Source organism: Cylindrospermum stagnale PCC 7417 (genome assembly GCF_000317535.1).
GTDB lineage: Bacteria > Cyanobacteriota > Cyanobacteriia > Cyanobacteriales > Nostocaceae > Cylindrospermum > Cylindrospermum stagnale.
Window position 1 is genome coordinate 6,636,746 of sequence record NC_019757.1, and the last position, 25,389, is coordinate 6,662,134.

Below are 25,389 nucleotides of genomic sequence, written 5' to 3' on the forward strand. Positions count from 1 at the left end.
TGATGCCCATGACTGAGCAACGTAACGCTGATTTACCTTCAGCCGATTCTCCCCAATTGAGTACACCGACTGACGTTGTTACAACTGAGTCGGTTGATGAGTCTTGGAAAAATCGGATTGCTGGTATTTGGAATAAAGCTACAGCCAGTTTAACGCAACTTTTACCTGTAGACCAAGTAGCCCAAACGGTGGTGCAGTGGTTTAGTGTCAGTGAAGCACAAGTTGCCGAAATTTTAGAGACTGTTCGCGCCCAATTACCAACTACAGAAGCCTTGCTGATTGGTAAACCCCAAGCTGGTAAAAGTTCCATTGTCCGGGGGCTGACGGGGGTTTCTGCGGAGATTGTCGGACAAGGTTTTCGCCCTCATACCCAAAATACAGAACGTTACGCTTATCCTTCTAATGATTTGCCGTTACTGATTTTTACTGATACGGTGGGATTGGGTGATGTTAACCAAAATACTGAAGCAATTATTCAGGAGTTGGTTGGCGATTTGCAAAAGGAAACTCGCCGCGCTAGAGTCTTGATTCTGACTGTCAAAATTAACGATTTCGCAACTGAGACGCTGCGACAAATTGCTCAACAGTTGCGCCAAAAATTTCCAGAGATTCCCTGTTTACTGGTGGTAACTTGCTTGCATGAGGCTTATCCGCCGAGAACTGCCGATCATCCTGATTATCCCCCAAATTATGAGGAAGTGAATCGGGCTTTTGAAGCGATGCAGCTAGCTTTTGCTGGAATATGCGATCGCACTGTTATGATCGACTTTACCCTAGAAGAAGATGGCTACAACCCAGTATTTTACGGCTTGGAAGCGTTGCGAGATAACTTAGCAGAACTCCTCCCAGAGGCGGAAGCTAAGACAATTTATCAGTTGTTAGATCAGCAAGCGGGTGAGCAACTGGGCAATCTCTACCGGGATGCTGGAAGGCGTTACATTTTGCCTTTTGCGATTATGGCAGCAACTCTGGCGGCAGTGCCTCTACCTTTCGCTACAATGCCTGTGCTGACTGCTTTGCAAGTTTCGATGGTGGGTTTGTTGGGGCAATTATATGGGCAAACGTTGACACCATCTCAAGCTGGGGGTATTGTGAGTGCGATCGCAGGTGGTTTTCTCGCCCAAGCTGTTGCAAGGGAGTTAATCAAATTCATCCCTGGTTTCGGTAGTGTAATTGCCGCATCCTGGGCAGCTGCTTACACTTGGTCTTTAGGTGAAGGTGCCTGTGTCTACTTTGGTGATTTAATGGGTGGGAAAAAACCAGATCCGCAGAAGATTCAGGCGGTGATGCAAGAAGCATTTGCAGAAGCGAAAGAACGTTTTAAGGGGATGAAGCGTTAGGGGTAGTTATTGGGTTTTTCAACTGAAGAAACAGCAAAACGTATCATGCTAAACGACGGTACAATTCAGCATTTTTATTGAGTACATAACTAGCTGCTTGTACAAAATCGCTGTTGGAATGATTGAGCCAATTTTCTATGGTAGCGCGTAGTAAATCTTCAGGAGAAACTCCGCTCTCTTGTGCCATTGCTTGAAGTTTTTGCAATTGATCATCTGGAATATTGATAGTGATAGCAGCCACAGAAATTCCTTGTTGTATAGATAATACGAATAAATGTGGAAAACTCAACCATTAACAACTTCATTTAACGCTTCATGAATTACATCATCACTCACACCATGCCGTTTTAAACTAGCAATTAAAGCATTAATTGTATTATTTTCTACCTTTTCTAAATCTACCCGGAGTCCCTGTCCAATATATGCACGAATTAATGGCTGATAACCAGAGAACCCAAGTATTGGTGCAATTCGCTTCAAGTCTTCTATCACGTCTTCTGGCATCCGCAGAGTAACGGTAGTCATGGGACGATTTTTGTCTAAGCGTTGTTTCAATGTTTCAACTTTCATAGTATTCTCGCTCCTTGCGTGTAGCTTTTCGGGCGGAAATGATTCGGATTAGATCATCTTGAAATTCGATGTGAACAACAAATAAAAGATTCCAACGTGTATCTAAACCAATGATGGCATCTCTTGCTTCATCATTGCGACTAGCATCTACTACTTTGAGAAATGGATCAAAAAAGGCTTCTGCTGCTTGTTGAAATGTTATTCCATTGTGGTTGCTAGGATTATTTCGAGCTTTTTCATCGTTCCAGACGAAGGTGATACCATTCAAAACAAAGTAGACATCCATAACTTAAAGGATAGACTACTGTATTTACAGTGTCAATACGTTATGTTATTTTTATGTTATCACATTTCTTAAAATTTTAATCTCGTCTGTCTTGTCATGGAAAATACAGCTAAATCACTTGCAACAGACGGACGCGAAGATATATCGCAATTTATTGTTCACCTCACTAGAAATGACCAAAAAACATTTCCAGATGGTGGTAATACAGCGAAGAAAAATTTTCAAGCAATTTTGGAATCTAGAACAATCCTTGCTACTCGACCACATTGTTTATTCAATCAGCAGCTAGATGATTTATCAGATCAAGAAAAAGAAAAATTCAATGTGGCTTGCTTTACTGAAGTACCATTGAACCAATTACACCTTCTAATAAAAGAAATTCCAGGTAGACAAATTAAACTTGAATCTTACGGCTTTGTTTTCACTAAAGACTTTATTATCAAATCAGGTGGGCAGCCAGCAATTTATATTAATAGTTATAATAATAATTTATGGTTACGTGACGCAGTAAAAGAATTATTTAAAGTTGCCCAGAAAAATGGAGAGTTTGTTGGTAATTTATGGCGGTTGTTACCGTTTATAAATTCTATGGATGAAAAACATGATTTTTCATGGGAGCGAGAATGGCGTATAAATAAGGATCTAGAATTTGAGTTGAACGATCTTGTCTGTCTTATCTTGCCTGTTCAGGGAGAATACTTGTTAAAACGGAATTTGACTAAAGAAGGAATAACATTTATTTCTCCAGGATGGACTTATGAACAAATAGTGACACAATTAGCACGTCAACAAAAAGCTACAAAGAAATTTTTGTTGAATAAAATAAAACAGTTGCAAACAAAATCTGAGAAATGAGCGAAATTTTAACAAACTTATAGCGATTATTCCTAAACCTTCTCTCTCGCTGGCGGGACAATACCAAACTTATTTAAACCGGCATCAATATCTCTCAATGTTTTAAAATCATCCTCCGGTAAAGGATAACTATTACTACTAAATAAACCCGCAGTAAAAGCCGGCTGCTTTTCTAAGAAAGAAAATGCTTGGCGAAACTGCCGAGGTTCTGCTTTAATTGGGGCATCAAAATGACAGGGAATAATCCATTTAAAATCCCAACTCGCAACTTTATCAGCCCAATTTATAGTTTCCCTTGGTGCGCGATTGAGGATTAAAGTTTGTAAAATTGGGGCAACAAATAAACGCCCATCTCCTCGCAAAGCAGCAAACGATCGCATCCAGTCCCCTTCCCATTTAAAAGGAAATAACCCGAAATAAGCCTGCCGTGAGCGTTCTGGCGCTTTCCAAGCATCGCCAAACACCTCACCAAACCCCGGTATTTTCAACACACTGGGCTGGAAATACAAAGCAAATAGAGTTATCCGCTGCCATCCCTTACGGCGGTTTGCCTGATTGTCTGCAACGCTGTCAGAGGCTTGATCCTTGGCATGGAACAGCAAGGGGTAGGGGTCGAATTGGGCGATCGCCGGGGGATCTTCTGGAACCGCAATTATGGTATCTGTTAGAAGTAGAGTATGCGATCGCCTATGGAAAAAAGCCACCTCTGCAAATCGACCAGGGCCAAGTTCAATCGGCCCCAACAGCGCATAATCAAAATCCTCAGCAAAAGGCGCTTGATGACTATCTTCTGGCAATATCTGAGTTCGTTTACCAGGTAAACCCAACCAACTCAAAGGCAGATTTAACGGGAAACTCCACTGATGAGGTGCAACAAACACCTGTGCAGTGGGAAAGCATCTAGCAAAAGGGCCAACAAAAACTTTGTGCTCTATACCAGAAATAGTTGGCAGAATGATATATTTAACATCCCCATGTTCTGCCACCAACTCATTTACCAGTCGGATACATTCGGCTGTTGGTGCTACCGGTGCATAAACCAGCAAACCACCTTTTTCCAGCTTAACTACAGTCATGCGAATCGGCACGACAACGTAAAAAATGCCCTGCAACTGGTCAAAAGTCCAGATACTATCCTTAATTACTTCTTTACGGATTGTCCGGCGTCTGCCATAGGGGTAAATTGGCACAACAGGCCAGAACGGCCATAAAAAGTCTTTGGGATGAATTTCTTCAATGTTGACTGCACCTTCACCATCAGCCACGCTATAGTCCCCTCTGCATTCCCGATGCTCAAAATGTGGTTAATTGCTCTCCAGAAGTTGGAGTTTAGCAAATTACAGCAGAAATCATTTATTTAGACCACAGTGTAGAGACGTTGCATGCAACGTCTCTACAGGGTTTTAATTTTCGCTGTGTGGTTCATTTACCTGAAAAAAGCTGTAATCACTTCGTCTCTTAATTATTACCAAATAATAATGACATCTAAGAAAATTTTTAGCAAAGCAGCCGCAGACAGCGGTAATCCCTTGTCAGGCAACAGTTTCATAACTTGGGGATAGTTCTATAATGCGATCGTCTAAATAAGTAGAAGCATAAATTAGGGCTTGCTGGATATCTTCGTCTTCCAGTTCAGGAAATTCTTGACGCAATTCTTCACGTTCAGGATAGATTGCTAGTAACTCTATTACCCGACGAACTGTAAGCCGCAGATTCCCTATACACGGCTGTCCATTCATCCGAGCAGGATTGCTGGTAATCCGGTCTAGTTTCATGCTCATTATATAGAAGGGATATTACTATTCTCTCAAATTTTAATTTTCATGAACAGTTTATAATATTGTGGCTTTGATTCTGCTGATAGATGTAGGTTGGGTTGAGGAACGAAACCCAACATTTTCATTAACTTAGTGGGTAACGCTTACGCTCTACCCATTTTACAAATAATTTCGACGCCCTATTTATTGGAGATGTTGAGGAACCAGTTATAAATCATCTCATCACTCAAAGCCATTTTACAAAGCTCATCCCAAGATTTTTTTATTTCAAGACAATTGGTTCATAAATAAAATTGTCTATCCAGCTTCAGACTGATTAATAAATTACTTTATCTTTCCAAAATTATACATTCTTTTCTAGGGAATTCACTATGCCCTATAATAAAAAGTAATTGTATTTACACAATGAATTTACTTGGTCTGAAAAATATTTTGCACCATCTTCTTATCCACACTTGCAGCAGCTTGATCTAAATCTGCAACCTCACCATCACTCAACAACCAACCCAAAGCACCAATATTATCTTCTGCTTGCTTTAAACTCTTTGCTCCAGGAATAGGAATTGTACCTTTACAAATACACCAATTAATTGCCACCTGAGACATAGTTTTATTTCGGAAATTTGCCACCTCACGCAAACAGCCTAAAAGCGGTTTCATTCCTGGTAATAACTGCCGACACAATAAGCCCCGAATACCTTTAGGAAAAGTGCCTTTTTCCGAAAACTTGCCTGTCAACAAACCCAAAGCAAGCGGACTGTAAGCTATCAGTTTAATTCCCAAATCATCGCAAACATCTTTTAACCCTAATTCGGTGACAGGATAGGTAGACAGCAAAGAGTATTGAACTTGCAAAGAAGTAATTGGTACACCTCTCTCAGCAAACTTTTTCTGCACATATTGCAGCCGTTTTGGCCCGTAATTAGATAATCCCACCCCCTTAACTAACCCTTGTTCATAAAGATCCGCTAAACCATCTAACAGTCCTGACTCTTGCCAAGGTGCGTAATTGGCTGTAGACCAGTGCATCTGCACTAAATCGACATTTTTGCCCAAACGTTGAGCAGAAGCCTTGCAAGCGGACACCATCGCTTGTCTCGTCCATCTCCAAGGGTAAGCAGCTAGCTTGGTAGCAATGCAAATATTATCTTTACCTAAACCCTGATATTCCCCAAAAAATCGTCCCAAAAGTTGCTCACTCCGTCCGTTTAATCTTCCAGTCCCGTAGGAGTCACCAGTATCAAATAAGGTGACACCGTTGCTTACACACAAGTTAAAGACGGCTTGCAACTGGTCATCCATGCCTTCATTGTATCCCCAGAGCAGTTGGTTACCCCATGCCCAAGTTCCACAACCCATGCTGGGGAGGGTGAGTTTTTGGTTCATCTGCATATTCACCTGCTATGGATTTCTATATAGAAAGTTTGTATATTAGCAGTTTAGCTAAAATCACATTATACAATTTTTCTAAATATTCTCTAAATTTAACAAACTACTAATTAGGTTAGGCAAGCCGCTACAGCAGGGGTTAGAATGTGCATCTAATTCATTACGTTCTATCTGCTTGGCAATTTTATCAGCATATTGAATTGCGCGTTTTGTCAACGATTTCAAAGGTTTTGGATAAAGACACATTGATTTATCGTAGTCGGGTATATGCTTTTCTAGTAATTTAGCTAACTTGTCACGGTTAATTTGTCCTAAATGCTCTTGAAAGTGAATTAAATACCAAAGTTCAAAACAGGGGTTTGTAATTGCTAGCTGGATATTTTGGCTTTTAGCTCTATTAATTGCATTATCCCAAATTGCTCGACTTTTTTCTATATGTTCATCTCCGTCAAACACAGCCCAAGCAACATCTTTATTACTCCATCTCTTCTCATCTTTCATCTGCTGTCGTTCTTCGATGAGTCTTTCAATAATGTTACCTGGGTCAGTTTTGCCTTGATGACGTAATACGATAATTTCTAAAGTCGGTGAACGTAATTCATTGCGAATGCTGTTGAAATAAATTGGTTCTGTTTTACTTCCTTCACAAGCAATTATTATTTTCTGACCAATCTTTTTGCTAGGTTGACGACGATTTAACGGTCTTGACACTGCTAATCACCCTGTAAAATCATTTCCTCATCAGATGGTAAAAACGGAACTGCTCCAAAGCGTCCATCTAAATAAGCTTTATCAATTGCTAAATCGTTTCGCACATGAAAATCAGTTAAAGGATATAATTCTGTGCTGTGATCAGGGCGTTTTTGAGTAAACCATATTTGGTCACGTCGTAATAAGTTATTTCTTTGTAGTGTATTGTCATGACTGGTTAAAATTAGTTGAGCATTTTCTGGATTTGTTTTAGGATTCTGAAACATTTTAATAATGGCTCTTACGATATTTGGATGAATATTTGTGCCTAATTCATCTACAATCGTTAATTCCCCTGAGTCCAGAACTCGTACTATCCGAACTGCTAGATTAAATATGCGTTGAGTTCCAAGGGATTCTTCATCTAAAAGCCATTGTATTTCATTACCTTCATGGGTATTATGTACAGCATATATATTATACTCAAATTCTTCTTCTGATTTCTTTTTTACGTCAATTCTAGAAATCCCTGTATCAAATTTTCTGACAATTTTAAATACCTCATTAATAAACTCATTGAATAGGTCATTGTCAATATTTTGAATCGGAATTATTTCAAACAAATCAAATTCTTCATTTCCTAAGTGTAGTCCCTTACAGCGTTCCTGTATCCATTCTATAAAAGATGTAATTTTATCAACTTCCAGTTTTACCAATGTACTAATAAATAACTCATTTTTTTTGATGCTCTGCTGGAGTTGATTATGCGGTCCAGCAAAATCAACTCCAGTTTTCCATATAAATTTTTCGCTACTTTCGTCCCATTGACGACGAAATAAACAACGGGTTCGCTTAGTTGTGTTTAAAGCATAATCCAAGTTTTCTGAAATTACATAATTTTGATAAATTTCTAGAGAATAGGTGTAAATAGCATTATCAAATATAGTTCTTAATTCAAATCTTGTAGGTTGTTGAACAGAGATACTATCTAACTTAAAAGGATCTAGTTTTGCAGATTTAAAGATTCTCTGGATGTTTACAGCTTCCTGTATACCACGCTCCATCATCAGCAATAAATAATCGAGAGCTTGGATAACATTGCTTTTACCTGATGCGTTAGCTCCAAAAATTGCTAGAACAGGCAAAATATCAATATCCCAACCTTCAATATGGTATCCAGATGCAATTTCATGATCTGATTTTACCCCTTTGCGTTTGCTGCTTTCGCTTGTCTTGCGAGTACTTTGTTTTTGAGCAACTGCACTGAGGGTTACAGGTTCTTTAATTGAGCGGTAGTTTTCAACAGTGAAGTCTACAAGCATATTTCAGCACACATGAGGCAGGTTTTTGTGATTTCTTCACGTAAATGCTATCGTAAAGCTGAAAAATTTTCTACTTTCACCATAACTTGTCATATTATCCCGCAGTTCGCAGTCTAGTACTCATTAATCGACAATAGCAATATGAGAACTTTAACTAAAACAGGTATGGGGTAATGGTACGTTTAAAAATATGGCAATGGGTTGTATTAGCAACACCGATCGCTACAATCGTCATTTTCTTACTTATATCCGCAGGTTTGCAAATCCACACTTGGGGGATTAGTTGGATTTGGGCTGTATTCACTCTCATTTTTGTGGGTTGGCGATCGCTACTGGTAAAATGGACTAAACCGGCGGTAAACCAGATAGAGACTGTATTAGCAGAAGTTCGCCAAGAACTGGAATCAGCCGCAGAAGATACTACAGCGCCATCAGCAGGAAAAGACGCCACAAGCCAAGCTGAGACTGCACTACAAGAGATTTTGAAAGCCTCCCTAAGCGATCGCCCCATTTGGGAAGACTGGCAAACCTTTTGGACAAGGTGCCAAGATGTAGTGATCGCGATCGCCAAAATTTACTATCCTGAAGTTAAATATCCCCTACTCAACATTTACGTTCCCCAAGCTTACGGTTTGATTCGGGGAACAGTAGATGACCTAGATCAGTGGATCCAAAAATTATCACCTGTCCTCAATCAAGTCACAGTTGGGCAAGCATACCAAGGTTATGAAGTCTACCGCCGGTTAGAGCCATCCGCTCGCAAATTCTGGCAAGCTTGGAATTGGGCGCAGTGGCTTTTAAATCCAGTAGCAGCAGTGGCAAAGCAAGCCAGCAAGGGTTACAGCAACCAAGCAACTCAAGAATTACTGATGAATTTAAGCCAGTTGCTGCGAGAAGCTGCCCTGCGGAATTTATGTCGGCAGGCGATCGCACTTTACAGCGGTAGAACCCCAAAAGCGATGATCGCATCCCCCACAGCCACACCAACCCTACCCAAAGCAAAAACCCAAACCCTGCGAGAAATCCTCGCCCAAGCAGAACCCACCGCAGTCGTTGAGCAAAAACCCGTAAATATACTATTGGCAGGGCGCACAGGTTCCGGAAAAAGTAGCCTGATTAACACGTTATTTCAGGCAGACTTAGCAACCGTCGATGTATTGCCCAGTACCGACCAGATTCAAAGTTACCACTGGCAGACCCAAAGCAGAGAAACCCTGACTCTATGGGATACACCAGGCTACGAACAAGTAAACCGTGGGAATCTGCGAGACTTAGTACTGGACTATGCCAGCAACGCCGATTTACTACTGTTAGTTACTCCAGCCCTCGATCCTGCCTTGCAAATGGATGTGGACTTTCTGCAAGATATCAAAGCAGAAGTTGCAGACTTACCCGTAATTACCGTTGTCACTCAAGTCGATCGCCTGCGTCCTCTGCGTGAGTGGGAAGCAAACTATGATTGGCAAAAAGGCGATCGCCCAAAAGAAATTGCCATCCGGGAAGCTACAGAGTATCGCACCCAGCGGCTGAGTGAATATTCTCATCTGGTTTTACCCATCGTCACCGCTGATATCAACACAGATCGTAGCGCTTGGGGAGTAGAAGCATTATCTTGGGGACTAGTCGATGCGATCGCCCCAGCCAAGCAACTGCGTCTCACCCGCTTTTTGCGTAACCTAGAAACCCGAACCATCACCGCCGCCAAAATCATTGACCATTACACCTTCCAAATGGCAACCACCCAAGGACTAGCTGCACTACTCAAAAGTCCCGTCCTCCATTTCATTTCCACCCTATCAACCGGATCACCCACCCTTGCCTATCTGCTAGCAGAAAAAATTCCTGTCGAACAGTTGCCTATCGTCATTGGCAAGCTCCAGATGGCTTATGAACTGTTTCCACTTTTGAATACAGGCACTTTTAACCCGCTCAACTTTGACCTACTATCCCTCTGGCCGTTGTTACTAGAAAACTCCGCCTCACCTGACCGCAACGCTTGGGCATTTGGTCACGCCTTGGTGGAATACTGGACTCAGAATCTGACAGTTGAGCAACTCCGGGAGCGATTTGATTACTATCTCCAGCAGGCTTGAGTCAAACCTACACATCTAGAGAAGTATTTCTGGGACTGGGATTTAGGTCTGTTTCGCTGTACTTGATTCCATGAAAAATAGCCATAGTTCTTCTCAAGTGCTATGGTGATTCTGTACCAATAGCTGCCGTAGTTATTCTCACCGCGCTGTGTTCAACAGTGTTAGTTTGACCCACCATGCAGCTTTCCACCTACTGTGCTTTCTAATGTGTTTTGCTAGTTGACGTTGTCAAATCGATTCTTTATCGTAGATGTTGATAATTTTCTGCCGCAAATCCCATGAATATGCCTTTATTTTCACCAGTTTGCTATGAGAGCTATCTCTTCTGTTACTGTTCTTTTACTCAACGAAAGCAAAGCTATAGTTCCTGATGACTTCCCGGCTGGTACACAACGGTATTTTTGTTTGGACAAGAGATATGACTATGCTAAAGTACAGCAGATTGTAAATTGGGGATACATGAGAATATTCCCGACTATCGTAGACGACACTGCATTGCCGAACGCACTCATGGATAAATCCCTTTCGGTAAAACAAGGTAGAAAATTATTTAGCACAACTATTCAGTTTGCTTGTGCTTTAATTATATTTCGCTCAGAGGATGTCTGAAAAGTTGTTTGTGATAAATAAAACACTCGTAGATTCCCCCAACCCCCCGAACGGGGGGCAAAAACTTCTCAAAGTCCCCCAAGGATTGGGGGATTTAGGGGGATCTCGATCAATTTTGATCCAAATCAGACATCCTCTCAACCCGATTTTTTCCATCGGCTCTAAGTGGATATAAATACAAATTTACTATCAGACTATAATTGTAGCCAATGGCTAAAGTAGTCTCAGCGAAGCTAAGAATCATCACAGCCATAATAAAATTATGTTACAGTTATTTAAGATTAATTTATACATAAAAAATACCAGGAACTTTTCACTCCTCCAGCCCAGACATAATGCAAAAATAAGTTGGATAAATTTGGAGCAGAATAATTTTCAATGAATAGTTTTATATGAAAAAAATAATTTATTTTTTCAATCATCCTCACAATCCACTCGACTTCAGTTAAAGCCTCAATCAGATTTTTCAATCAGTATTTCAAGTCCTGTCTAGCTTATTAGCAAATAAAATATTAATAAATGATGGAGAATAATTCTTCTCAATCTTCAAGTTATCCCCAGAATAAGAACTCTGTAAATCCATACCTTCAGCCTCAACCTTTACCTTGGTCTGAAGAGCAAGGCGATGATTCGAGTTTATCAGAATTTCTAGGAGTCCTCAGGCGACGATGGTTGGTCATTACAGGGGTAGCTATGACTGCGATGACAACCGTAATTATCGGCTGGAGTTTGAGCCAAAAGCAACCAGAATATGAAGGCAATTTTCAGCTGTTAGTGGAATCTGTGAATAATGACACCAAAGCAGTGGAGCTTGTCAAAGATCCTAATTTAGATAAGTCTAATCTAGACTACGAAAGTCAAATTCAGGTTCTCAAAAGTTCACAACTGATGGCAGGAACTATAAAGCATTTGCAAGCCTTCTATCCAGACATCAACTATAATTCTCTACTCAAGTTTCTGACTATTACTCGGTTAGGTCAAACTAAGATTATAGAAGTTCGATATCGTAGTAACGACCCCGATAAAATTAAAGTAGTTCTAGACCGGATTGCTCAGGATTACTTAAACTACAGTTTGGAAAAACGCCAAACCAGGTTACGTCAAGGAATGAGATTTGTTGAAAGACAACTTATGCCCTTACAGAATCGGGTTGACCAGATCCAAAAAGAACTGCAAATTTTTCGACAAAAGTATAACTTCAACGATCCAGAAACTCAGGTAGGGCAAATCGCTAAACTATCTGGTAGCTTGTCTGATCAACGACAAATAGTGGATTTACAATTGGTCGAAGCTAGGGCTAATATAGCTTTCCTACAGGGAAAAAATGGCTCACTGGCAGCGCTAAACAACGCGGCTGTCTATCAGCAGTTAATTGCCTATCAACGGCAATTAGATATTCAGATTGCTATGGAGTCAACTCGCTTGCAGGAGGACAACCCAACCATGCAAGTATTGAAGGAAAAACGGGAAAGTATGTTGTCCTTGCTACGCCAAGAGTCACAGCGCTTCTTGGGTATAAAGCTCGCAGAAATAAGTACTAAAATTCAAAGTCTAGAGGTGCAAAGGCAAGAGCTTGATAAAATTGAAACGCAACTTGAACAACAACGCAAGCAATTACCAATTTTAGTCCGACAATACAGCGAAATACAGCGGAAATTGCAGATAGCTAATGAAAGCCTAAATCGCTTTTTATCTACCCGAGAAACCCTCCAAATTCAAATATCCCAAACAGAACTTGATTGGCAATTACTTCAGCCACCTAATAAACCAGAAAAGCCCATAATGTCTGCGGATATTACACGTACCCTGATCCCAGGATTGAGCGCGAGTATCATCTTAGGAATTGGTGTTGCTTTACTCAAAGAAAAAATCGACAACACTTACCACAGCGTCGATATCCTGAAGGAGAAGACCAAACTGCCGTTGTTAGGAAATATTCCATTTGAAAAGCAGCTCCAAAATCATCAAAACAAGACTTCTACAAAGGAAAATACGATAGTAAGAATAGCCAATTCCCTTGCTGAAGATCTTCCCAAATTGGCTGTATTACCTGAGCAAGACTCCACTAAATATTCAGCACAATTTTTAGAAGCTTTACGGGTACTTTATACCAATATTCAACTGCTCTCTACTGATCGCCAAATTCGCTCGATCATCATCAGTTCAGCTATGCCTGGTGACGGTAAGTCTACGGTTGCTTTCCATCTAGCTCAAATAGCTACAGGAATGGGGCAAAGAGTACTACTTGTGGATGCGGATTTACGCCAACCCAAGATTCACACCCTATCAGATTTAAATAACCTCTGGGGATTGAGTAATTTAATTACTACAAACTTGCCAGTAGGGGAAGTGATTCGGCAGTTACCTTCTATGAACCAATTATCTGTGATCACTGCTGGGCCCATACCCCCAGATCCCACAAAATTGCTATCGTCGGAAAAGATGAAGCGACTGATAGCAGACTTCCAAAACACCTTTGACTTAGTAATTTATGACGCTCCCCCCTTGGTGGGACTAGCTGACGCTAGCCTTCTGGCACCCCTAACTGACGGCATGTTGATGTTAGTAAGAATTGACAAAACAGACTCTTCGGTACTTAAGCGAGCTTTAGAGCACCTGAAAATCTCCCGAATGAATGTTTTAGGTATGGTTAGCAATGGTCAGAAGAAGAACTTCAGCGATTATTAGGACTATGAGATTGTGTACCAAGCAAATATAGGTTAGTAGACTTCAGTTATTGTCAACTTAAGTCCATGCACTAAACTAAGCCACGGACGAAACCATAGTATAAGGCGATACCGTTTTTAGTGCGGCGCGCCATCTCGAACGCGCAAAGCGTGTGCTTTGCACTCAGCGCTGCTGCTTTGGTGCCGATCGCGTTTGGCCATTGCACATCAGCCTACAGTCACCACACCACAAGTTCATGACCCACGCTTATTCCAGTGTCTAGCCTTATGGTAGTTTAAAGCTACACTCATGTATTGCAATAGATAACTTTTACCTCATGACTGGAGAGCAAAAACTTGGGAATAGAACTACGCAGTTTCGTATTTCTCGACAACCTGCAACCTCAACATGCAGCATATATGGGAACAGTAGCCCAAGGGTTCTTGCCATTACCGGGAGATACATCGCTGTGGATTGAAATCTCTCCTGGTATCGAAATTAATAAAATTACAGATGTAGCCCTGAAAGCTGCCTCTGTCCGTCCGGGAGTACAGGTAGTTGAACGACTATACGGTCTATTAGAAGTTCATTCTAGCTCCCAAGGCGAAACGCGAGCCGCTGGTCAAGCCATTTTGGCGTTGCTAGGAGTCGAAAAAGAGGAATGTCTCAAACCCCGTGTCGTTTCTAGTCAGATCATCCGCAACATTGATGCTTACCAAACACAACTTATCAATCGCACGCGACGCGGACAGCTACTACTAGCAGGGCAAACACTGTATGTGTTAGAAGTTGAGCCTGCTGCTTACGCCGCACTGGCTGCAAATGAAGCCGAGAAATCAGCCGCAATTAACATCCTTGAGGTTCAAGCTGTAGGCAGCTTTGGACGGCTTTACTTAGGTGGACAAGAACAGGATATTCTTGCAGGTGCGGCAGGAGCTTTAACAGCGATTGATAGAGTTGCAGGGCGGGTAAATCCTCAGAGTAGGCGTCAGGAGTAAAGGAGAAAAAATGGCAAATCGAGAGCATCTAGCTTTACTCAAAGCAGGTGCAGTCACATGGATTGAGTGGAGAAAGAAAAATCCCCAGATTGCACCAGACCTCAGAGGCGCGAATCTACAAGGGGATAACCTCAGAGGCGCTAACCTCCAAGGGGTTAACTTGAGCAAGGTAGATCTAAGTAATGCTTTACTCGTACGAGCAAACCTCGGTGGTGCTGACCTCACTGGCGCTAATCTCTACAATGCCAAGCTTATAGAAGCTAACCTGAGTGCAGCTAATCTCAGTGCCGCTAACTTGAGGGGCGCCACACTTACACAAGCAGATATGAATTGTGCCAATCTGATTGGATCTGACTTGAGTGAGGCGAATCTCAAAGGCGCTGTGATCACTGACGCTAATCTGATTGGGGCTGACTTAAGGGGCGCTAACTTGAGAGATGCCGATTTGGGTACATCGAAGCTTCACCGAACTAACCTCTGTTTTGCAAACCTAATCGCGGTAAACTTGATTGCGGCTGACCTAAGTGAGGCAACCCTGCACGAGGCGGAAGTGATGGGGGCTTACCTTTATAAAACAGACCTTTACAAGGCTAATTTAACTGAGGCTCACCTGAGTGGTGCATACCTGTTACGGGCTAACCTAACAGAAGCTGACTTGAGCAACGCTGACTTGAGTTGGACTAACCTCAGAGGAGCTAACTTGACAGGTGCTAATCTCAGAGGAGCTAACCTTAGAGGAGCTAACTTGACAGGGGCTAACCTTAGCAGTGTGAACCTCCATGAGACAATTATGCCTGACTCGTCAATGCACAATTAGTTCACAAGATATATTGGCCCTCTCCCCAGTGCGAAAACGTGGGGATTCTTTGACTTTAGTCTAGATATCTAGACAGCTAGCTGCTTACTTCATCTCTAAAGATCAGGGTTTGCACAGCATTAATTATCAGCTACACCATAAAATGTGACTTAAATATTGCTCTTTACATAATCAACATAAAATAGATATATTCAACCTTCTGGTGTTATTTTCCTACCAAATAAGCCTGAACTGCTTGACTGGAGAGAATTTAGGTAATTACATCAAGAATGAGGTTCATTTTTCCAGAAAATCCAAAACCCAAATTAGAAAAGGCTTTGAAACAGTTATTAATTTTTTTGTGCCTGAAGCGAATATATCAAAATCTAGACAATAATATTAAAGATTTGGTAAAGTTACCAAAAATTATTTAAATTTTGATTGCAAAAGTGATAACTTCGAGTTGTATAAGTAATTACCGATGTGTAATTAGCAAGCTGCGTCCGCAGTTACATACCCATTGGGGTTAAGACAAAACCCAAAATACTTCCGTCTGACAACTGTTGAGTATGTAGATCTTGACGTAGTTGATAAGAGTGTGCAACTCTTTGCCTGTGAACTGTTGAATAGTAGAGGAGATTGGCAGTCGTATGCAGAGATGATCTGTTAGAACTTATGCATTGACGGGAACAATCAAGTGTGAGGTGTAGATTTTTAGGGATTCGAGTTTTATTCTTCCACTATTTAGCAAGCGATCGCAACGGTGTTGCATAACAAAAAAATAATTTATGTAGGGATAGGAACACAGTAGTCAAGTAGTACACCAACTAATCCGATTGGGATTTTTATCCTATCGGTAGGCTTGAAGTCGCCAATTTTTTAATAATTGCGTCACAACCAAGCAAAATTTGTATTGCTAGTGGCTTTTCAACCATAAACTTGAGTTATGGCAGCCTTGCTGACTCAGATAGTCAAGGTCATCAATAAAGCACTCATTGGTTGACAGAATAACTATTAAGTGCCGCAATATTGGCAGAGGTGGTCTTGCTTGCCTTCATGCCAACTGTTTTTATAAATTTGATTGGAACTATATCTCGCGAAATTGCATCATATTTGATATTGTGCAACACTCATACAGTAGGTGCGTCCTAGGTTGTGGTTTGCATCTACAGCACTGTGTCAAGTGGCGTGATTATAGATTTGTTAAAATATGTGCTTATCTCCGGTTACTAATAACAATATCAGCGATTTTTTTGGCTGTCGGACTGCTACTCTTGGGGCAAATTCACCGTTTGTATTGCCCCATCTATCTAGTCTATGAGCTATTTGGTGAGATTGTTTTCATCTCTTTCGCAAAAAGGCATAGTTTTGATGTGGCTTAAATTCATTAAGAATATAGAACCAAAGTTCAGCTGCTTTAACTGCTATTTAGGGAATAAAGTAGGCGTTAACGCAGAACATCAAACTTATTGGGGTGTGTAAATCCTTCCCTCTTCTTGAGTAGTTCAGCAGCACCTTCAACAAGATTTCTACTGTAGGATACAGCCAATGAGACTTAATGAATGGATTAACCAAAAATTGTCGCCATCCATTTCGACCAGACTAGAAGATCAGAATCATGGTTCTACAAAAATTCAGCAATCCATCAAACTATCTGTAATTACCCAGTTTTTTCCTCCAGACTATGCTGCTACGGGACAGTTGATTGAGGAACTCGTGAAACAGTTAGGGCAGCAAGGAATAGAGATTGAGGTATTTACAAGCCAGCCAGGATATGCATTTAGCTCTGATACAGCTCCCTCTGTTGAACAAGCGGGTAGAATCCGAATTCAGCGATCGCGCACAGCTCAATTATGGCCAGGGCGGATTCGTGGCAAAGCCGTCAATGGTGTCCTCTACACTTTGCGTGCTGCACTGCATCTGTTCAAAAATTGGCGTCGTAGCAACATATTGTTACTAACTACAGCTCCCCCATTTTTGCCGGTTATCGGATATCTGATCTATCTTTTGTTCCGACTTCCTTATATCTGCATACTCTATGACCTTTATCCCGATATTGCGATCGCACTAGGAGTAGTTTCAAAGGATCACTGGATCACACGAGTTTGGCAGGCAATCAACAGACAGATTTGGCTAAACGCTAAGGGGATTGTGGTACTGAGTCCGGGAATGAAACAGCAGATAACTGCCATTTGCCCACAGATAGCCGATAAAATTTCTGTGATTCACAGTTGGTCAGACCCAGAAGTGATCGTGCCAATTGCCAAGCAAGAAAACTGGTTTGCCTGGAAGTATGACCTAGTTAAAAAATTTACCGTATTATACTCTGGGAATATGGGTCGCTGTCACGATATAGAAACTATCCTGGAAGCAGCAAAGCATCTGCAAGATGAGCCGGTTCAGTTTGTCTTCATCGGCAGTGGCGCCAAACGTGATGATGCGATCCAGCAGGTGAAGCAATTCGGCTTGAAAAATTTCTTATTTCTCCCGTATCAAGACAAGCAGGTACTGCCCTATTCCCTCACAGCTTGCGATCTGTCACTGGTGAGTGTGGATGCATCTACAGAAAATTTGGTCGTCCCTAGTAAGCTCTACTCAGCCTTAGCCTCTGGACGTCCAGTAGCAGTGATTTGTTCACAGTATTCTTATCTGAAACAACTGATCGCCGAAGCTCAATGTGGTTCCACATTTGATAATGGAGACAGTCATAGTCTGGCTCAATTTATTCGCTTGCTGATTCATGATCAGCAAATAGGGCAGCGTATGGGTAGAGCCGGTCGTCAGTATTTGCGATCGCACTTCACACCGAGGATCATATCCCAACAATATCTTGAGGTTTTACAACAAGTGATACTGGCTGATGAAATGATAGCTATGTCTCCCAGTCGGACAAAATAAGTTTGACAGTATAAGAGCAGACTGCTACCCTTTACAAGGGTATAACCAGGCTTGCAGCTTAGGCTGCATTAAATAGTTAGTTTCTAATTAAAAAGATGGGCTTCGATGGTCTTTATAGATCTCAGTCCTTCTAACGTAACCTTCCTGACTTTGTTGTCTATTCACTGATGTGGGAGGTCGAATTGCAGAGAAGGTGTGACCGAAATCGGAAACGTTCAAAACGCCGAGCTATCTACTGTCCAGTTCATGGATGCTATCTCGATAGCAGAAGTCAGAAATATCATATGTTTGCCGATCAACCAGGGCAATTACAGCAACGAGGCATGAGTCGCCGGAATGCATTGATCCTAGTTGCAAACCAAACTACAGTTCTGATACAGAAAGAATGGTTAGAATCCTTCTGGTGTGATCAGTGCCAACAAACAACTTGGTATCACGTCTGCAAGTGCGATGAGCGCACCTACGAACTTTCGTTAGCACCACAAGAACTGTGGCAGCAAGTAACAGGAGTGATCGATCCTCAAGGGAACCCTTCTGTGGGCGAATTTACTCGCAGGCAAGCAGGGCAAGTTGGCTATTATGGCATCAAGGATTTCCAGTTTGTGCGTTAAGCGATTAATACCATGAGTAGTCAAGAGATTGCCTCCAAGCAAGAATTGGTGATTGAAGCCGGACGAACAGAACGCCAGTATTGGCGCGATCTGTGGAAATACAGAGAACTATTCTACTTTCTAGCTTGGCGTGACATTCTAGTGCGGTACAAGCAAACAGCAATTGGCATGGTTTGGGCACTAATCCGACCATTCTTGACAATGGTGGTGTTCACCGTGATCTTTGGAAAATTGGCAAATTTACCCTCAGAGGGTGTGCCATATCCAATACTGGTATTTGCAGGTATGTTACCCTGGCAGTTTTTTGCCAATGCCCTGGGTGAGTGTAGCAATAGTCTAATTAGCAATGCCAACTTGATCTCTAAAGTCTACTTCCCACGTCTGATTGTGCCCACCAGTGCCGTGATTGTCAGCTTTGTAGACTTTATGATTTCTGGCATAATTTTGTTGGGGCTAATGGCTTGGTATAACTATGTGCCTAGTTGGCGAATAATCACACTGCCATTATTCATTGCCATTGCCTTCGCTGCTTCGATGGGAGTAGGGCTATGGCTGGCAGCGTTAAATGTGGAATATCGAGATTTTCGCTATATAGTGCCGTTTATAATGCAGTTTGGTCTCTATGTATCCCCTGTAGGCTTTAGTAGTAATATTGTGCCAGAACAATGGCGGTTGCTTTACTCCTTAAACCCAATGGTAGGAGTAATTGATGGCTTCCGTTGGGCGATTTTAGGGGGAGAGTCGAAGCTTTACTGGCCTGGTTTTAGCCTGTCTATGGCGCTGGTAGTTTTGTTACTGTGGAGTGGAATTTGGTACTTTCGCAAGATGGAACGGACATTTGCTGATGTGATCTAAGAAAAAAATAGGAGGAAAATTAAAACCTGACTAGATATCTAGATTAATAAAACCGCTATTATGACAGGGTAAAATGCCAATGTCTGATACAGTAATCCAAATAGAAAATCTGAGTAAAAAGTACGTTCTCAGCCATCAACAAGAAGGGCAAAGCAGATACAAATCTTTACGGGAATCAATCAGCAATGGCGCGAAGTCACTGGGTAAAAAAATCTTCACCCCTGTTGGTAAGGAAATATATAGTTCTACTCATGAAGAATTTTGGGCGTTGAATGATGTTTCTTTTGAGATTAAGCAAGGTGACAGAGTTGGCATTGTTGGGCGCAATGGTGCCGGGAAATCTACCCTTCTAAAAATTCTCAGCCGAATTACAGAACCCACAAAAGGGAAGATTCGCATTAAAGGGCGAGTTGCCAGTTTATTAGAAGTAGGAACAGGCTTTCATCCAGAGTTAACAGGAAGGGAAAATATTTTCCTCAATGGGGCAATACTGGGGATGAGTAAGGCAGAAATTCAAAGCAAATTTGATGAGATTGTAGAATTTGCAGAGGTAGAAAAGTTTTTAGACACACCAGTCAAGCGTTATTCCTCTGGAATGTACGTGCGTCTTGCTTTTGCTGTTGCATCTCATATAGAGCCAGAAATATTGATTGTAGACGAGGTGCTGGCAGTAGGAGATTCACAGTTTCAAAAGAAATGTTTAGGGAAGATGGAGGATGTAGGTAAAGAAGGACGAACGGTTATTTTTGTTAGCCACAACATGGGCATTGTTACACAACTATGCACTAAGGGAGTATTGCTTAACTCCGGTCAGATTGATAGCATTGGAAATGTTAATTCAGTAGTTTATAAATATTTAGCATCACATAGTAATACTAATAGTAGTGCCCTTAAAAAGCTAAATCCTAGTACTAATAAACCCATATTTTTTAGAGAACTTTCAATTGTTGATCATCATAGTAAAATTTCCTCGGAAATAGATATTCGTTATCCATTTTATATCAAAATCATTTATGAAGTTACAAGTTTGATCAAAGATATAGAGCTATCTGTTCGGTTTGAAACTCATGATGGTAAAGTAGTCTTTACTACTCACCAATCAGACTGCCAACCTGAAAAAATCAATGAAAGAAATGTGGGGATTTATCAGGTTTCGATAAAAATTCCCTCTATGTTTTTAATGCCAGATCATTACTTCATTAGCATTGGCGCTCACCAGCCAATGATCCAAACTTTTGACGATCACCAACATATACTTAGTTTTACAATTAACGAAACTGGAACTAAGTTAGCAAAGTATCAAGAATATAATAATATTGGTGTTGTAATGATTGATTTACCTTGGGAAGAACAAAATCCCGTTTTAGCTAACAACTAATTAATCCTCAGTGAGGTCACTATGACTGTATTGAGTCCTATTAATAAATCTAGCGATGTCACTAGACTAAGTGTTTTTAATACCAGTCAGATAATTGAAGCTTGGCAGCAGCAATTTCAAATAGATATTACAAAAGAAATTGGTGGACAAGAAGAAATTTATCTGTATCGCTGTAATCAGACAAATCTGATGTTTTTTGTACCTTTTGATATTGCTGGTTCTGATCAGCTATACGAGCAACTTGAAAAGTATGACTGGTATTATATGCCTGACAAATGGGAGCATAATGTTGCAGAGCAAGATTTAGAAAATTGTCAGAAAGTAGTAGAAGTGGGTTGCGGAAGAGGTGCTTTTGTAGAACGTCTCTGTACAAAACTAAAATTAGAAGCCCAGGGTATTGAACTAAATTCAAATGCAGTTAAATATGCCCAAGCAAAGGGAATTTCTGTTTCAAAATTAGATGTACATGATTTTTCAATTGATATGGCAAACTACTTTGATGCCGTTTGTTCATTTCAAGTTTTAGAGCATATTTCAGATCCTTATATTTTTTTAGAATCGTTAATTAGGCTAGTTAAGCCAGGCGGAAATTTAATCATATCTGTACCGAATGCTGAATCTTTCTTGAAAAGAATAGAAAATCATCTCTTAGATCAGCCACCTCATCACGTGACTCGATGGAGTCGAAAAAGTTTCGATAGCCTTACCTCTATTTTTCCTCTTAGAGTTAAGAAATTCAGGATAGAACCTTTGGCTGAGTACCACGTTGATTCTTATTTGTTACATCAATTATTTCCGATGCCAAAGATAATCTTGTTGGAAAAAATAGCCCGTCGAGTTTCCCATCATATTGTAAAACCTATTCTAAAACCCATACTAAAGAATTACTCTTTTGTGCGAAATTTGATTCCAGGGCATACGCTATATGTTTGTTTTGAGAAACTTGGCTAAATAGTATTGGTTATGAAAATTATCGGCGCTGTCTATAGAATATGTTGACTTCTGATAAAACGTTTAATTATTTGAATCTTGGCTGTGGTCGTCGCTTTCATAATGCTTGGACTAATATAGACTTTACTTCAACAGATGAAAGTATAATTGGCCATAACTTAGTCCAAGGAATTCCGTTTCTAGATGCATCATTTGATGTTGTTTATCACTCTCATGTTCTAGAACATTTTACTAAATCATCCGCTGATTTTTTTTTGAAGGAATGCTATCGGGTCTTATCCCCTCAAGGGGTAATAAGAGTAGTCGTTCCAGATTTAGAACAAATAGCCATAACCTATCTATTAGCTCTAGAGAAAGCTAGATCTGGTTCCCCGGAATGGGTTGATAACTATGAATGGATATTATTAGAAATGTATGATCAAACCATTAGAAATAAATCTGGTGGGGAAATGGGAAAATATTTGTCTAAAGAGTTGATCTCTAATAGAGAATTTGTTATCCAGAGGATTGGTGCTGAAGGTAAAAATTTTATTTTATCTGCTGAACAGCGTCGAAATAATAAACAAGATAAACCGCTTTTAGAAAGCGAAATAAAGCAATTTTTAAAAAAAATTTATCGGTTTCTCCGCTATCCGACCTACCGATGGGAAACATTACTCAAATTACTGTTGGGTGAAGAATATATCGCTTTAGAAATTGGGCGCTTTCGCCAAGGAGGTGAGGTTCACCAATGGATGTATGACAACTATTCACTAAAAATGCTTTTGGAGAAATGCGGTTTTCAGAATATTATTCAGCAAACAGCTACTGCCAGTTATATTCCGAACTGGACTAGCTTTAATCTTGATACAGAAGCCGACGGAAGTGTTTACAAACCTGACTCTATTTTTCTGGAGGCGATTAAGCTGTAGTATGAATATACTACATATAAATCAGTCAGATATTGGTGGTGGTGCTGGGATTGCCGGCTACCGACTACACCAAGGTTTGCTAGCACAGGGTGTTAATTCGCGATTACTCGTGGGATCAGCTAAAAGTAGTCACGATCGCGTGGCGACAGTTCCTACCACTAAACGCCGCATGGAAAACCAGCTTTATCGCTTTACCGGGCGTTTTGGGCTAAATTATATCCACCTATTCAGCAGCTTTGATATTCCCCAGCATAGCTTCTACAAACAGGCTGATGTCCTCAATTTTCACAACCTCCATACAGGTTTTTTTAACTACCTAGCGATTCCCGCATTAACTGAAAGTAAACCTGCTGTGTTTACGCTCCATGATATGTGGAGCTTTACGGGGCATTGCGCCTATAGTTATGATTGCGATCGCTGGAAAAGTGGTTGTGGCAAATGTCCTTATCCAGATACCTATCCAGCCATTGCCAGAGATAATACCAGCCTAGAGTGGAAGCTAAAAAACTGGGTTTATAGTCGCTCTAATCTCAGCATTGTTACTCTAAGTCATTGGCTAACTGAGCAAGTGCAGCAGAGTATGCTCAACCAATTGCCAATTCATTATATTCCCAACGGTATCGATACAGAAGCCTATCAGCCTCTCGATCCAGAAAAATGCCGTTCGCTTCTGGGTATACTGCCGAGTCAAAAAGTTTTGATGTTTGCCTCTCAATCCCTTAAAGATACTCGTAAGGGTAGCGACTTGCTTCTTTTAGCTCTACAAAGCTTACCAGAATCTCTGAAAGCCGAAACTGTACTGATCACTATTGGTGATGGCGGTGAAGCGATATCTGAAGGTGTGGGCATGAGCAACCTAAATTTTGGCTACGTCAATGGCGATCGCCTCAAATCTATTGTCTATTCTGCTGCTGACTTGTTCATTTTTCCCACCCGTGCTGATAATCTACCCTTGGTGCTGCAAGAGAGCATGGCCTGTGGAACGCCGATAGTCTCATTCAATATTGGCGGCGTTCCCGATCTAGTGCGTCCAGGTATCACAGGTTACTTGGCGCTACCAGAAGATGCTCAAGATTTCTGTAACGGTATTGTCCAGCTTTTAGAAGATCGGCAACAGCGCGATCGCATGAGTGAAAACTGTAGAGCAATCGTCCTAGAAGAATACCCATTAGAGCTACAAGCTCAACGATATATTGAACTATACCATCAGCTATCTCAAACTTAAATAATAGTGCTTAGTTAATTATTAAGTTTTTAAAAGTGTCTAGTTTTATTTTTAATAATGGTACGATATTTCCCTGTAGCAGCATACAAACAACTTTCATCAGCACTTTAAATAATTATAGGATAGCAGAATAATGAGTTGCCAAAACTTAAGTACACTGCCCCCATCGCCTTCAGGAAAAATTGACTGGCCTTGGACAGCAGAAACTCAGCAACTACCCGAAAAAATGCCAGATGGGTCAGAATGGCCCAAGATTACCATAGTCACACCAAATTACAACTATGGTCATTTTCTTGAAGAAACTATCCGCTCAGTATTACTTCAGGGCTATCCCAATTTAGAATATATTATCATTGATGGCGGGAGTACTGATAATTCAGTTGAAATTATTAAAAAGTATGAGCCTTGGCTGACACATTGGGTGAGTGAAAAAGACAAAGGGCAAGCAAGCGCAATTAATAAAGGCATCGAATTAGCAACAGGTAAGTGGTTCAATTGGCTAAATAGTGATGACATTTTACTGCAAAATTCTTTAAAAACACTTGCAGAGATATCTAAACTCGTTGACAATCCTCAATGGATTAGTGGCATGAGAATTGAAATTAATGAGTCAGGTTCATTTGGAGAAATATGTGCCGCTTGGAGATATGATCCAAGTGTAATAGGTCTAGGAATTGTTGACTTTCCACAAGATGCTACTTTTGTTAATTTAGAATTTCTCAAAAAAATGAATATTAGATTATCTGAGAATTATCAGAATGTATTTGATACAGTTTTTCATTTTCAGTTAATGCAATATCAAAAGCCTCTATTAACTACTGCTATTTTTTCAGCTATGCGTTGGCACAAAATGCAAAAAACAGCTAATAGTGCCAATATTCACTCAGAATCAGCAGTAATACATGGTTATATTGAAAAACTACCTTTAAGTCATCGTTTTATTCATCGATTACTGAGAACCAGATTATCTAAATTCTTTAGCGCCATATTATTATTAGCTGTATTTTATGGTGCATTACCATTCTCACGAGATTGGACTGCTGCTCTATTTGATCGAATATCAGGTAATTTTAAATTAGTTCCAGCTCGCTCTTGTTTGCTTTTCCGTTAATGTTTTTGACTCAAAGATTAATAATATATTATATTCACTCATCCTTAATCAAATTA

The 25,389-nt window shown here is 40.6% G+C and carries 23 protein-coding genes; 15 read left to right on the plus strand and 8 right to left on the minus strand.

The features are described 5' to 3' along the window. Nucleotides 1-8: 8 nt before the first annotated feature. Nucleotides 9-1,340 carry a GTPase family protein gene (locus CYLST_RS28145; RefSeq protein WP_015211134.1) on the plus strand — a complete coding sequence of 444 codons (1,332 nt, stop codon included), beginning with the start codon at nucleotides 9-11 and terminating at the stop codon, nucleotides 1,338-1,340. Nucleotides 1,341-1,383: 43 nt separating this feature from the next. Here CYLST_RS28145 and CYLST_RS28150 read toward each other — a convergent pair whose 3' ends face one another. The 3 genes from CYLST_RS28150 to CYLST_RS28160 are packed head-to-tail and all read right to left on the minus strand — an operon-like array spanning nucleotide 1,384 to nucleotide 2,196. Continuing rightward, nucleotides 1,384-1,581 (minus strand): ribbon-helix-helix domain-containing protein, encoded by a 198-nt coding sequence (locus tag CYLST_RS28150; RefSeq protein ID WP_015211135.1) that lies wholly within the window; start codon nucleotides 1,579-1,581, stop codon nucleotides 1,384-1,386. A gap of 44 nt (nucleotides 1,582-1,625) precedes the next feature. Next, entirely contained in the window at nucleotides 1,626-1,910 is a 285-nt protein-coding gene (locus CYLST_RS28155) for a hypothetical protein (protein WP_015211136.1), read from the minus strand. Then, nucleotides 1,900-2,196 (minus strand): BrnT family toxin, encoded by a 297-nt coding sequence (locus tag CYLST_RS28160; protein WP_015211137.1) that lies wholly within the window; start codon nucleotides 2,194-2,196, stop codon nucleotides 1,900-1,902. The genes CYLST_RS28155 and CYLST_RS28160 overlap by 11 nt, the downstream gene beginning before the upstream one ends. A 96-nt stretch (nucleotides 2,197-2,292) precedes the next feature. Between CYLST_RS28160 and CYLST_RS28165 the strand changes: the two genes are divergently transcribed. Next, complete coding sequence (locus CYLST_RS28165; protein WP_015211138.1) at nucleotides 2,293-3,051, plus strand: DUF2743 domain-containing protein; 759 nt, start codon at nucleotides 2,293-2,295, stop codon at nucleotides 3,049-3,051. 32 nt (nucleotides 3,052-3,083) lie between these two features. Here the strand turns inward: CYLST_RS28165 and CYLST_RS28170 are convergent, their stop codons facing one another. The 5 genes from CYLST_RS28170 to CYLST_RS28190 form a co-directional block, all read right to left on the minus strand. Next, a complete protein-coding gene (locus CYLST_RS28170; protein ID WP_015211139.1) occupies nucleotides 3,084-4,316 on the minus strand; it encodes a DUF4336 domain-containing protein in 1,233 nt (410 codons plus the stop codon). Between the two features lie 267 nt (nucleotides 4,317-4,583). After that, nucleotides 4,584-4,832, minus strand: a complete 249-nt coding sequence (locus CYLST_RS28175; RefSeq protein WP_015211140.1) for a DUF433 domain-containing protein — start codon at nucleotides 4,830-4,832, stop codon at nucleotides 4,584-4,586. Nucleotides 4,833-5,240: 408 nt separating this feature from the next. Continuing rightward, nucleotides 5,241-6,221 carry an aldo/keto reductase gene (locus CYLST_RS28180; RefSeq protein ID WP_015211141.1) on the minus strand — a complete coding sequence of 327 codons (981 nt, stop codon included), beginning with the start codon at nucleotides 6,219-6,221 and terminating at the stop codon, nucleotides 5,241-5,243. A 75-nt stretch (nucleotides 6,222-6,296) separates the two neighbouring features. After that, the gene (locus CYLST_RS28185; RefSeq protein WP_015211142.1) at nucleotides 6,297-6,929 is read right to left on the minus strand and encodes an RloB family protein; all 633 of its coding nucleotides are present in this window, start codon (nucleotides 6,927-6,929) and stop codon (nucleotides 6,297-6,299) included. A 2-nt stretch (nucleotides 6,930-6,931) separates the two neighbouring features. Continuing rightward, complete coding sequence (locus CYLST_RS28190; protein WP_015211143.1) at nucleotides 6,932-8,230, minus strand: AAA family ATPase; 1,299 nt, start codon at nucleotides 8,228-8,230, stop codon at nucleotides 6,932-6,934. 173 nt (nucleotides 8,231-8,403) lie between these two features. On the opposite strand from CYLST_RS28190, the gene CYLST_RS28195 reads away from it, so the two are divergent. The 13 genes from CYLST_RS28195 to CYLST_RS28260 all read left to right on the plus strand — a co-directional run bounded on the left by CYLST_RS28195 (nucleotide 8,404) and on the right by CYLST_RS28260 (nucleotide 25,333). Then, nucleotides 8,404-10,323: a GTPase family protein gene (locus tag CYLST_RS28195; RefSeq protein ID WP_015211144.1), complete on the plus strand. Its 1,920-nt coding sequence runs from the start codon at nucleotides 8,404-8,406 to the stop codon at nucleotides 10,321-10,323. Between the two features lie 309 nt (nucleotides 10,324-10,632). Then, on the plus strand, nucleotides 10,633-10,932 hold the full coding sequence (locus tag CYLST_RS28200) for a hypothetical protein (protein ID WP_015211145.1): 300 nt from the start codon (nucleotides 10,633-10,635) through the stop codon (nucleotides 10,930-10,932). 522 nt (nucleotides 10,933-11,454) lie between these two features. Continuing rightward, nucleotides 11,455-13,620, plus strand: coding sequence for a GumC family protein (locus CYLST_RS28210; RefSeq protein ID WP_041233318.1), 2,166 nt, complete (start codon nucleotides 11,455-11,457; stop codon nucleotides 13,618-13,620). Between the two features lie 335 nt (nucleotides 13,621-13,955). After that, on the plus strand, nucleotides 13,956-14,597 hold the full coding sequence (gene ccmP, locus CYLST_RS28215) for a beta-carboxysome protein CcmP (protein ID WP_015211148.1): 642 nt from the start codon (nucleotides 13,956-13,958) through the stop codon (nucleotides 14,595-14,597). Between the two features lie 10 nt (nucleotides 14,598-14,607). After that, nucleotides 14,608-15,414, plus strand: a complete 807-nt coding sequence (locus CYLST_RS28220) for a pentapeptide repeat-containing protein (protein WP_015211149.1) — start codon at nucleotides 14,608-14,610, stop codon at nucleotides 15,412-15,414. A gap of 1,527 nt (nucleotides 15,415-16,941) precedes the next feature. Continuing rightward, a complete protein-coding gene (locus tag CYLST_RS28225) occupies nucleotides 16,942-18,291 on the plus strand; it encodes a glycosyltransferase family 4 protein (RefSeq protein WP_015211150.1) in 1,350 nt (449 codons plus the stop codon). 182 nt (nucleotides 18,292-18,473) lie between these two features. Beyond that, nucleotides 18,474-18,902 (plus strand): hypothetical protein, encoded by a 429-nt coding sequence (locus CYLST_RS28230; RefSeq protein ID WP_015211151.1) that lies wholly within the window; start codon nucleotides 18,474-18,476, stop codon nucleotides 18,900-18,902. Nucleotides 18,903-18,914: 12 nt separating this feature from the next. Then, nucleotides 18,915-19,757 carry an ABC transporter permease gene (locus CYLST_RS28235; RefSeq protein WP_015211152.1) on the plus strand — a complete coding sequence of 281 codons (843 nt, stop codon included), beginning with the start codon at nucleotides 18,915-18,917 and terminating at the stop codon, nucleotides 19,755-19,757. Nucleotides 19,758-19,836: 79 nt separating this feature from the next. Next, complete coding sequence (locus tag CYLST_RS28240) at nucleotides 19,837-21,135, plus strand: ABC transporter ATP-binding protein (protein WP_041233975.1); 1,299 nt, start codon at nucleotides 19,837-19,839, stop codon at nucleotides 21,133-21,135. 21 nt (nucleotides 21,136-21,156) lie between these two features. Then, nucleotides 21,157-22,086 carry a class I SAM-dependent methyltransferase gene (locus CYLST_RS28245; RefSeq protein ID WP_015211154.1) on the plus strand — a complete coding sequence of 310 codons (930 nt, stop codon included), beginning with the start codon at nucleotides 21,157-21,159 and terminating at the stop codon, nucleotides 22,084-22,086. A 41-nt stretch (nucleotides 22,087-22,127) separates the two neighbouring features. Further along, complete coding sequence (locus tag CYLST_RS28250; RefSeq protein WP_015211155.1) at nucleotides 22,128-22,997, plus strand: class I SAM-dependent methyltransferase; 870 nt, start codon at nucleotides 22,128-22,130, stop codon at nucleotides 22,995-22,997. Nucleotide 22,998: 1 nt separating this feature from the next. Further along, nucleotides 22,999-24,222 carry a glycosyltransferase gene (locus CYLST_RS28255; RefSeq protein WP_015211156.1) on the plus strand — a complete coding sequence of 408 codons (1,224 nt, stop codon included), beginning with the start codon at nucleotides 22,999-23,001 and terminating at the stop codon, nucleotides 24,220-24,222. Between the two features lie 133 nt (nucleotides 24,223-24,355). Continuing rightward, a complete protein-coding gene (locus CYLST_RS28260) occupies nucleotides 24,356-25,333 on the plus strand; it encodes a glycosyltransferase family 2 protein (protein WP_015211157.1) in 978 nt (325 codons plus the stop codon). The last annotated feature ends 56 nt before the right edge of the window (nucleotides 25,334-25,389 follow it).

Excerpts from the sequence above, each read along its gene's own strand:
- CYLST_RS28195 (WP_015211144.1), top strand. The coding sequence starts at position 8,404 with ATGGTACGTTTAAAAATATGGCAATGGGTTGTATTAGCAACACCGATC.
- CYLST_RS28220 (WP_015211149.1), top strand. The coding sequence starts at position 14,608 with ATGGCAAATCGAGAGCATCTAGCTTTACTCAAAGCAGGTGCAGTCACA.
- CYLST_RS28200 (WP_015211145.1), top strand. The coding sequence starts at position 10,633 with ATGAGAGCTATCTCTTCTGTTACTGTTCTTTTACTCAACGAAAGCAAA.
- CYLST_RS28245 (WP_015211154.1), top strand. The coding sequence starts at position 21,157 with ATGACTGTATTGAGTCCTATTAATAAATCTAGCGATGTCACTAGACTA.
- CYLST_RS28190 (WP_015211143.1), bottom strand. The coding sequence starts at position 8,230 with ATGCTTGTAGACTTCACTGTTGAAAACTACCGCTCAATTAAAGAACCT.
- CYLST_RS28180 (WP_015211141.1), bottom strand. The coding sequence starts at position 6,221 with ATGCAGATGAACCAAAAACTCACCCTCCCCAGCATGGGTTGTGGAACT.
- CYLST_RS28210 (WP_041233318.1), top strand. The coding sequence starts at position 11,455 with ATGGAGAATAATTCTTCTCAATCTTCAAGTTATCCCCAGAATAAGAAC.
- CYLST_RS28160 (WP_015211137.1), bottom strand. The coding sequence starts at position 2,196 with ATGGATGTCTACTTTGTTTTGAATGGTATCACCTTCGTCTGGAACGAT.
- CYLST_RS28145 (WP_015211134.1), top strand. The coding sequence starts at position 9 with ATGACTGAGCAACGTAACGCTGATTTACCTTCAGCCGATTCTCCCCAA.
- CYLST_RS28175 (WP_015211140.1), bottom strand. The coding sequence starts at position 4,832 with ATGAGCATGAAACTAGACCGGATTACCAGCAATCCTGCTCGGATGAAT.
- CYLST_RS28165 (WP_015211138.1), top strand. The coding sequence starts at position 2,293 with ATGGAAAATACAGCTAAATCACTTGCAACAGACGGACGCGAAGATATA.
- CYLST_RS28260 (WP_015211157.1), top strand. The coding sequence starts at position 24,356 with ATGAGTTGCCAAAACTTAAGTACACTGCCCCCATCGCCTTCAGGAAAA.
- CYLST_RS28155 (WP_015211136.1), bottom strand. The coding sequence starts at position 1,910 with ATGAAAGTTGAAACATTGAAACAACGCTTAGACAAAAATCGTCCCATG.
- CYLST_RS28235 (WP_015211152.1), top strand. The coding sequence starts at position 18,915 with ATGAGTAGTCAAGAGATTGCCTCCAAGCAAGAATTGGTGATTGAAGCC.
- CYLST_RS28225 (WP_015211150.1), top strand. The coding sequence starts at position 16,942 with ATGAGACTTAATGAATGGATTAACCAAAAATTGTCGCCATCCATTTCG.
- CYLST_RS28240 (WP_041233975.1), top strand. The coding sequence starts at position 19,837 with ATGTCTGATACAGTAATCCAAATAGAAAATCTGAGTAAAAAGTACGTT.
- CYLST_RS28255 (WP_015211156.1), top strand. The coding sequence starts at position 22,999 with ATGAATATACTACATATAAATCAGTCAGATATTGGTGGTGGTGCTGGG.
- CYLST_RS28250 (WP_015211155.1), top strand. The coding sequence starts at position 22,128 with ATGTTGACTTCTGATAAAACGTTTAATTATTTGAATCTTGGCTGTGGT.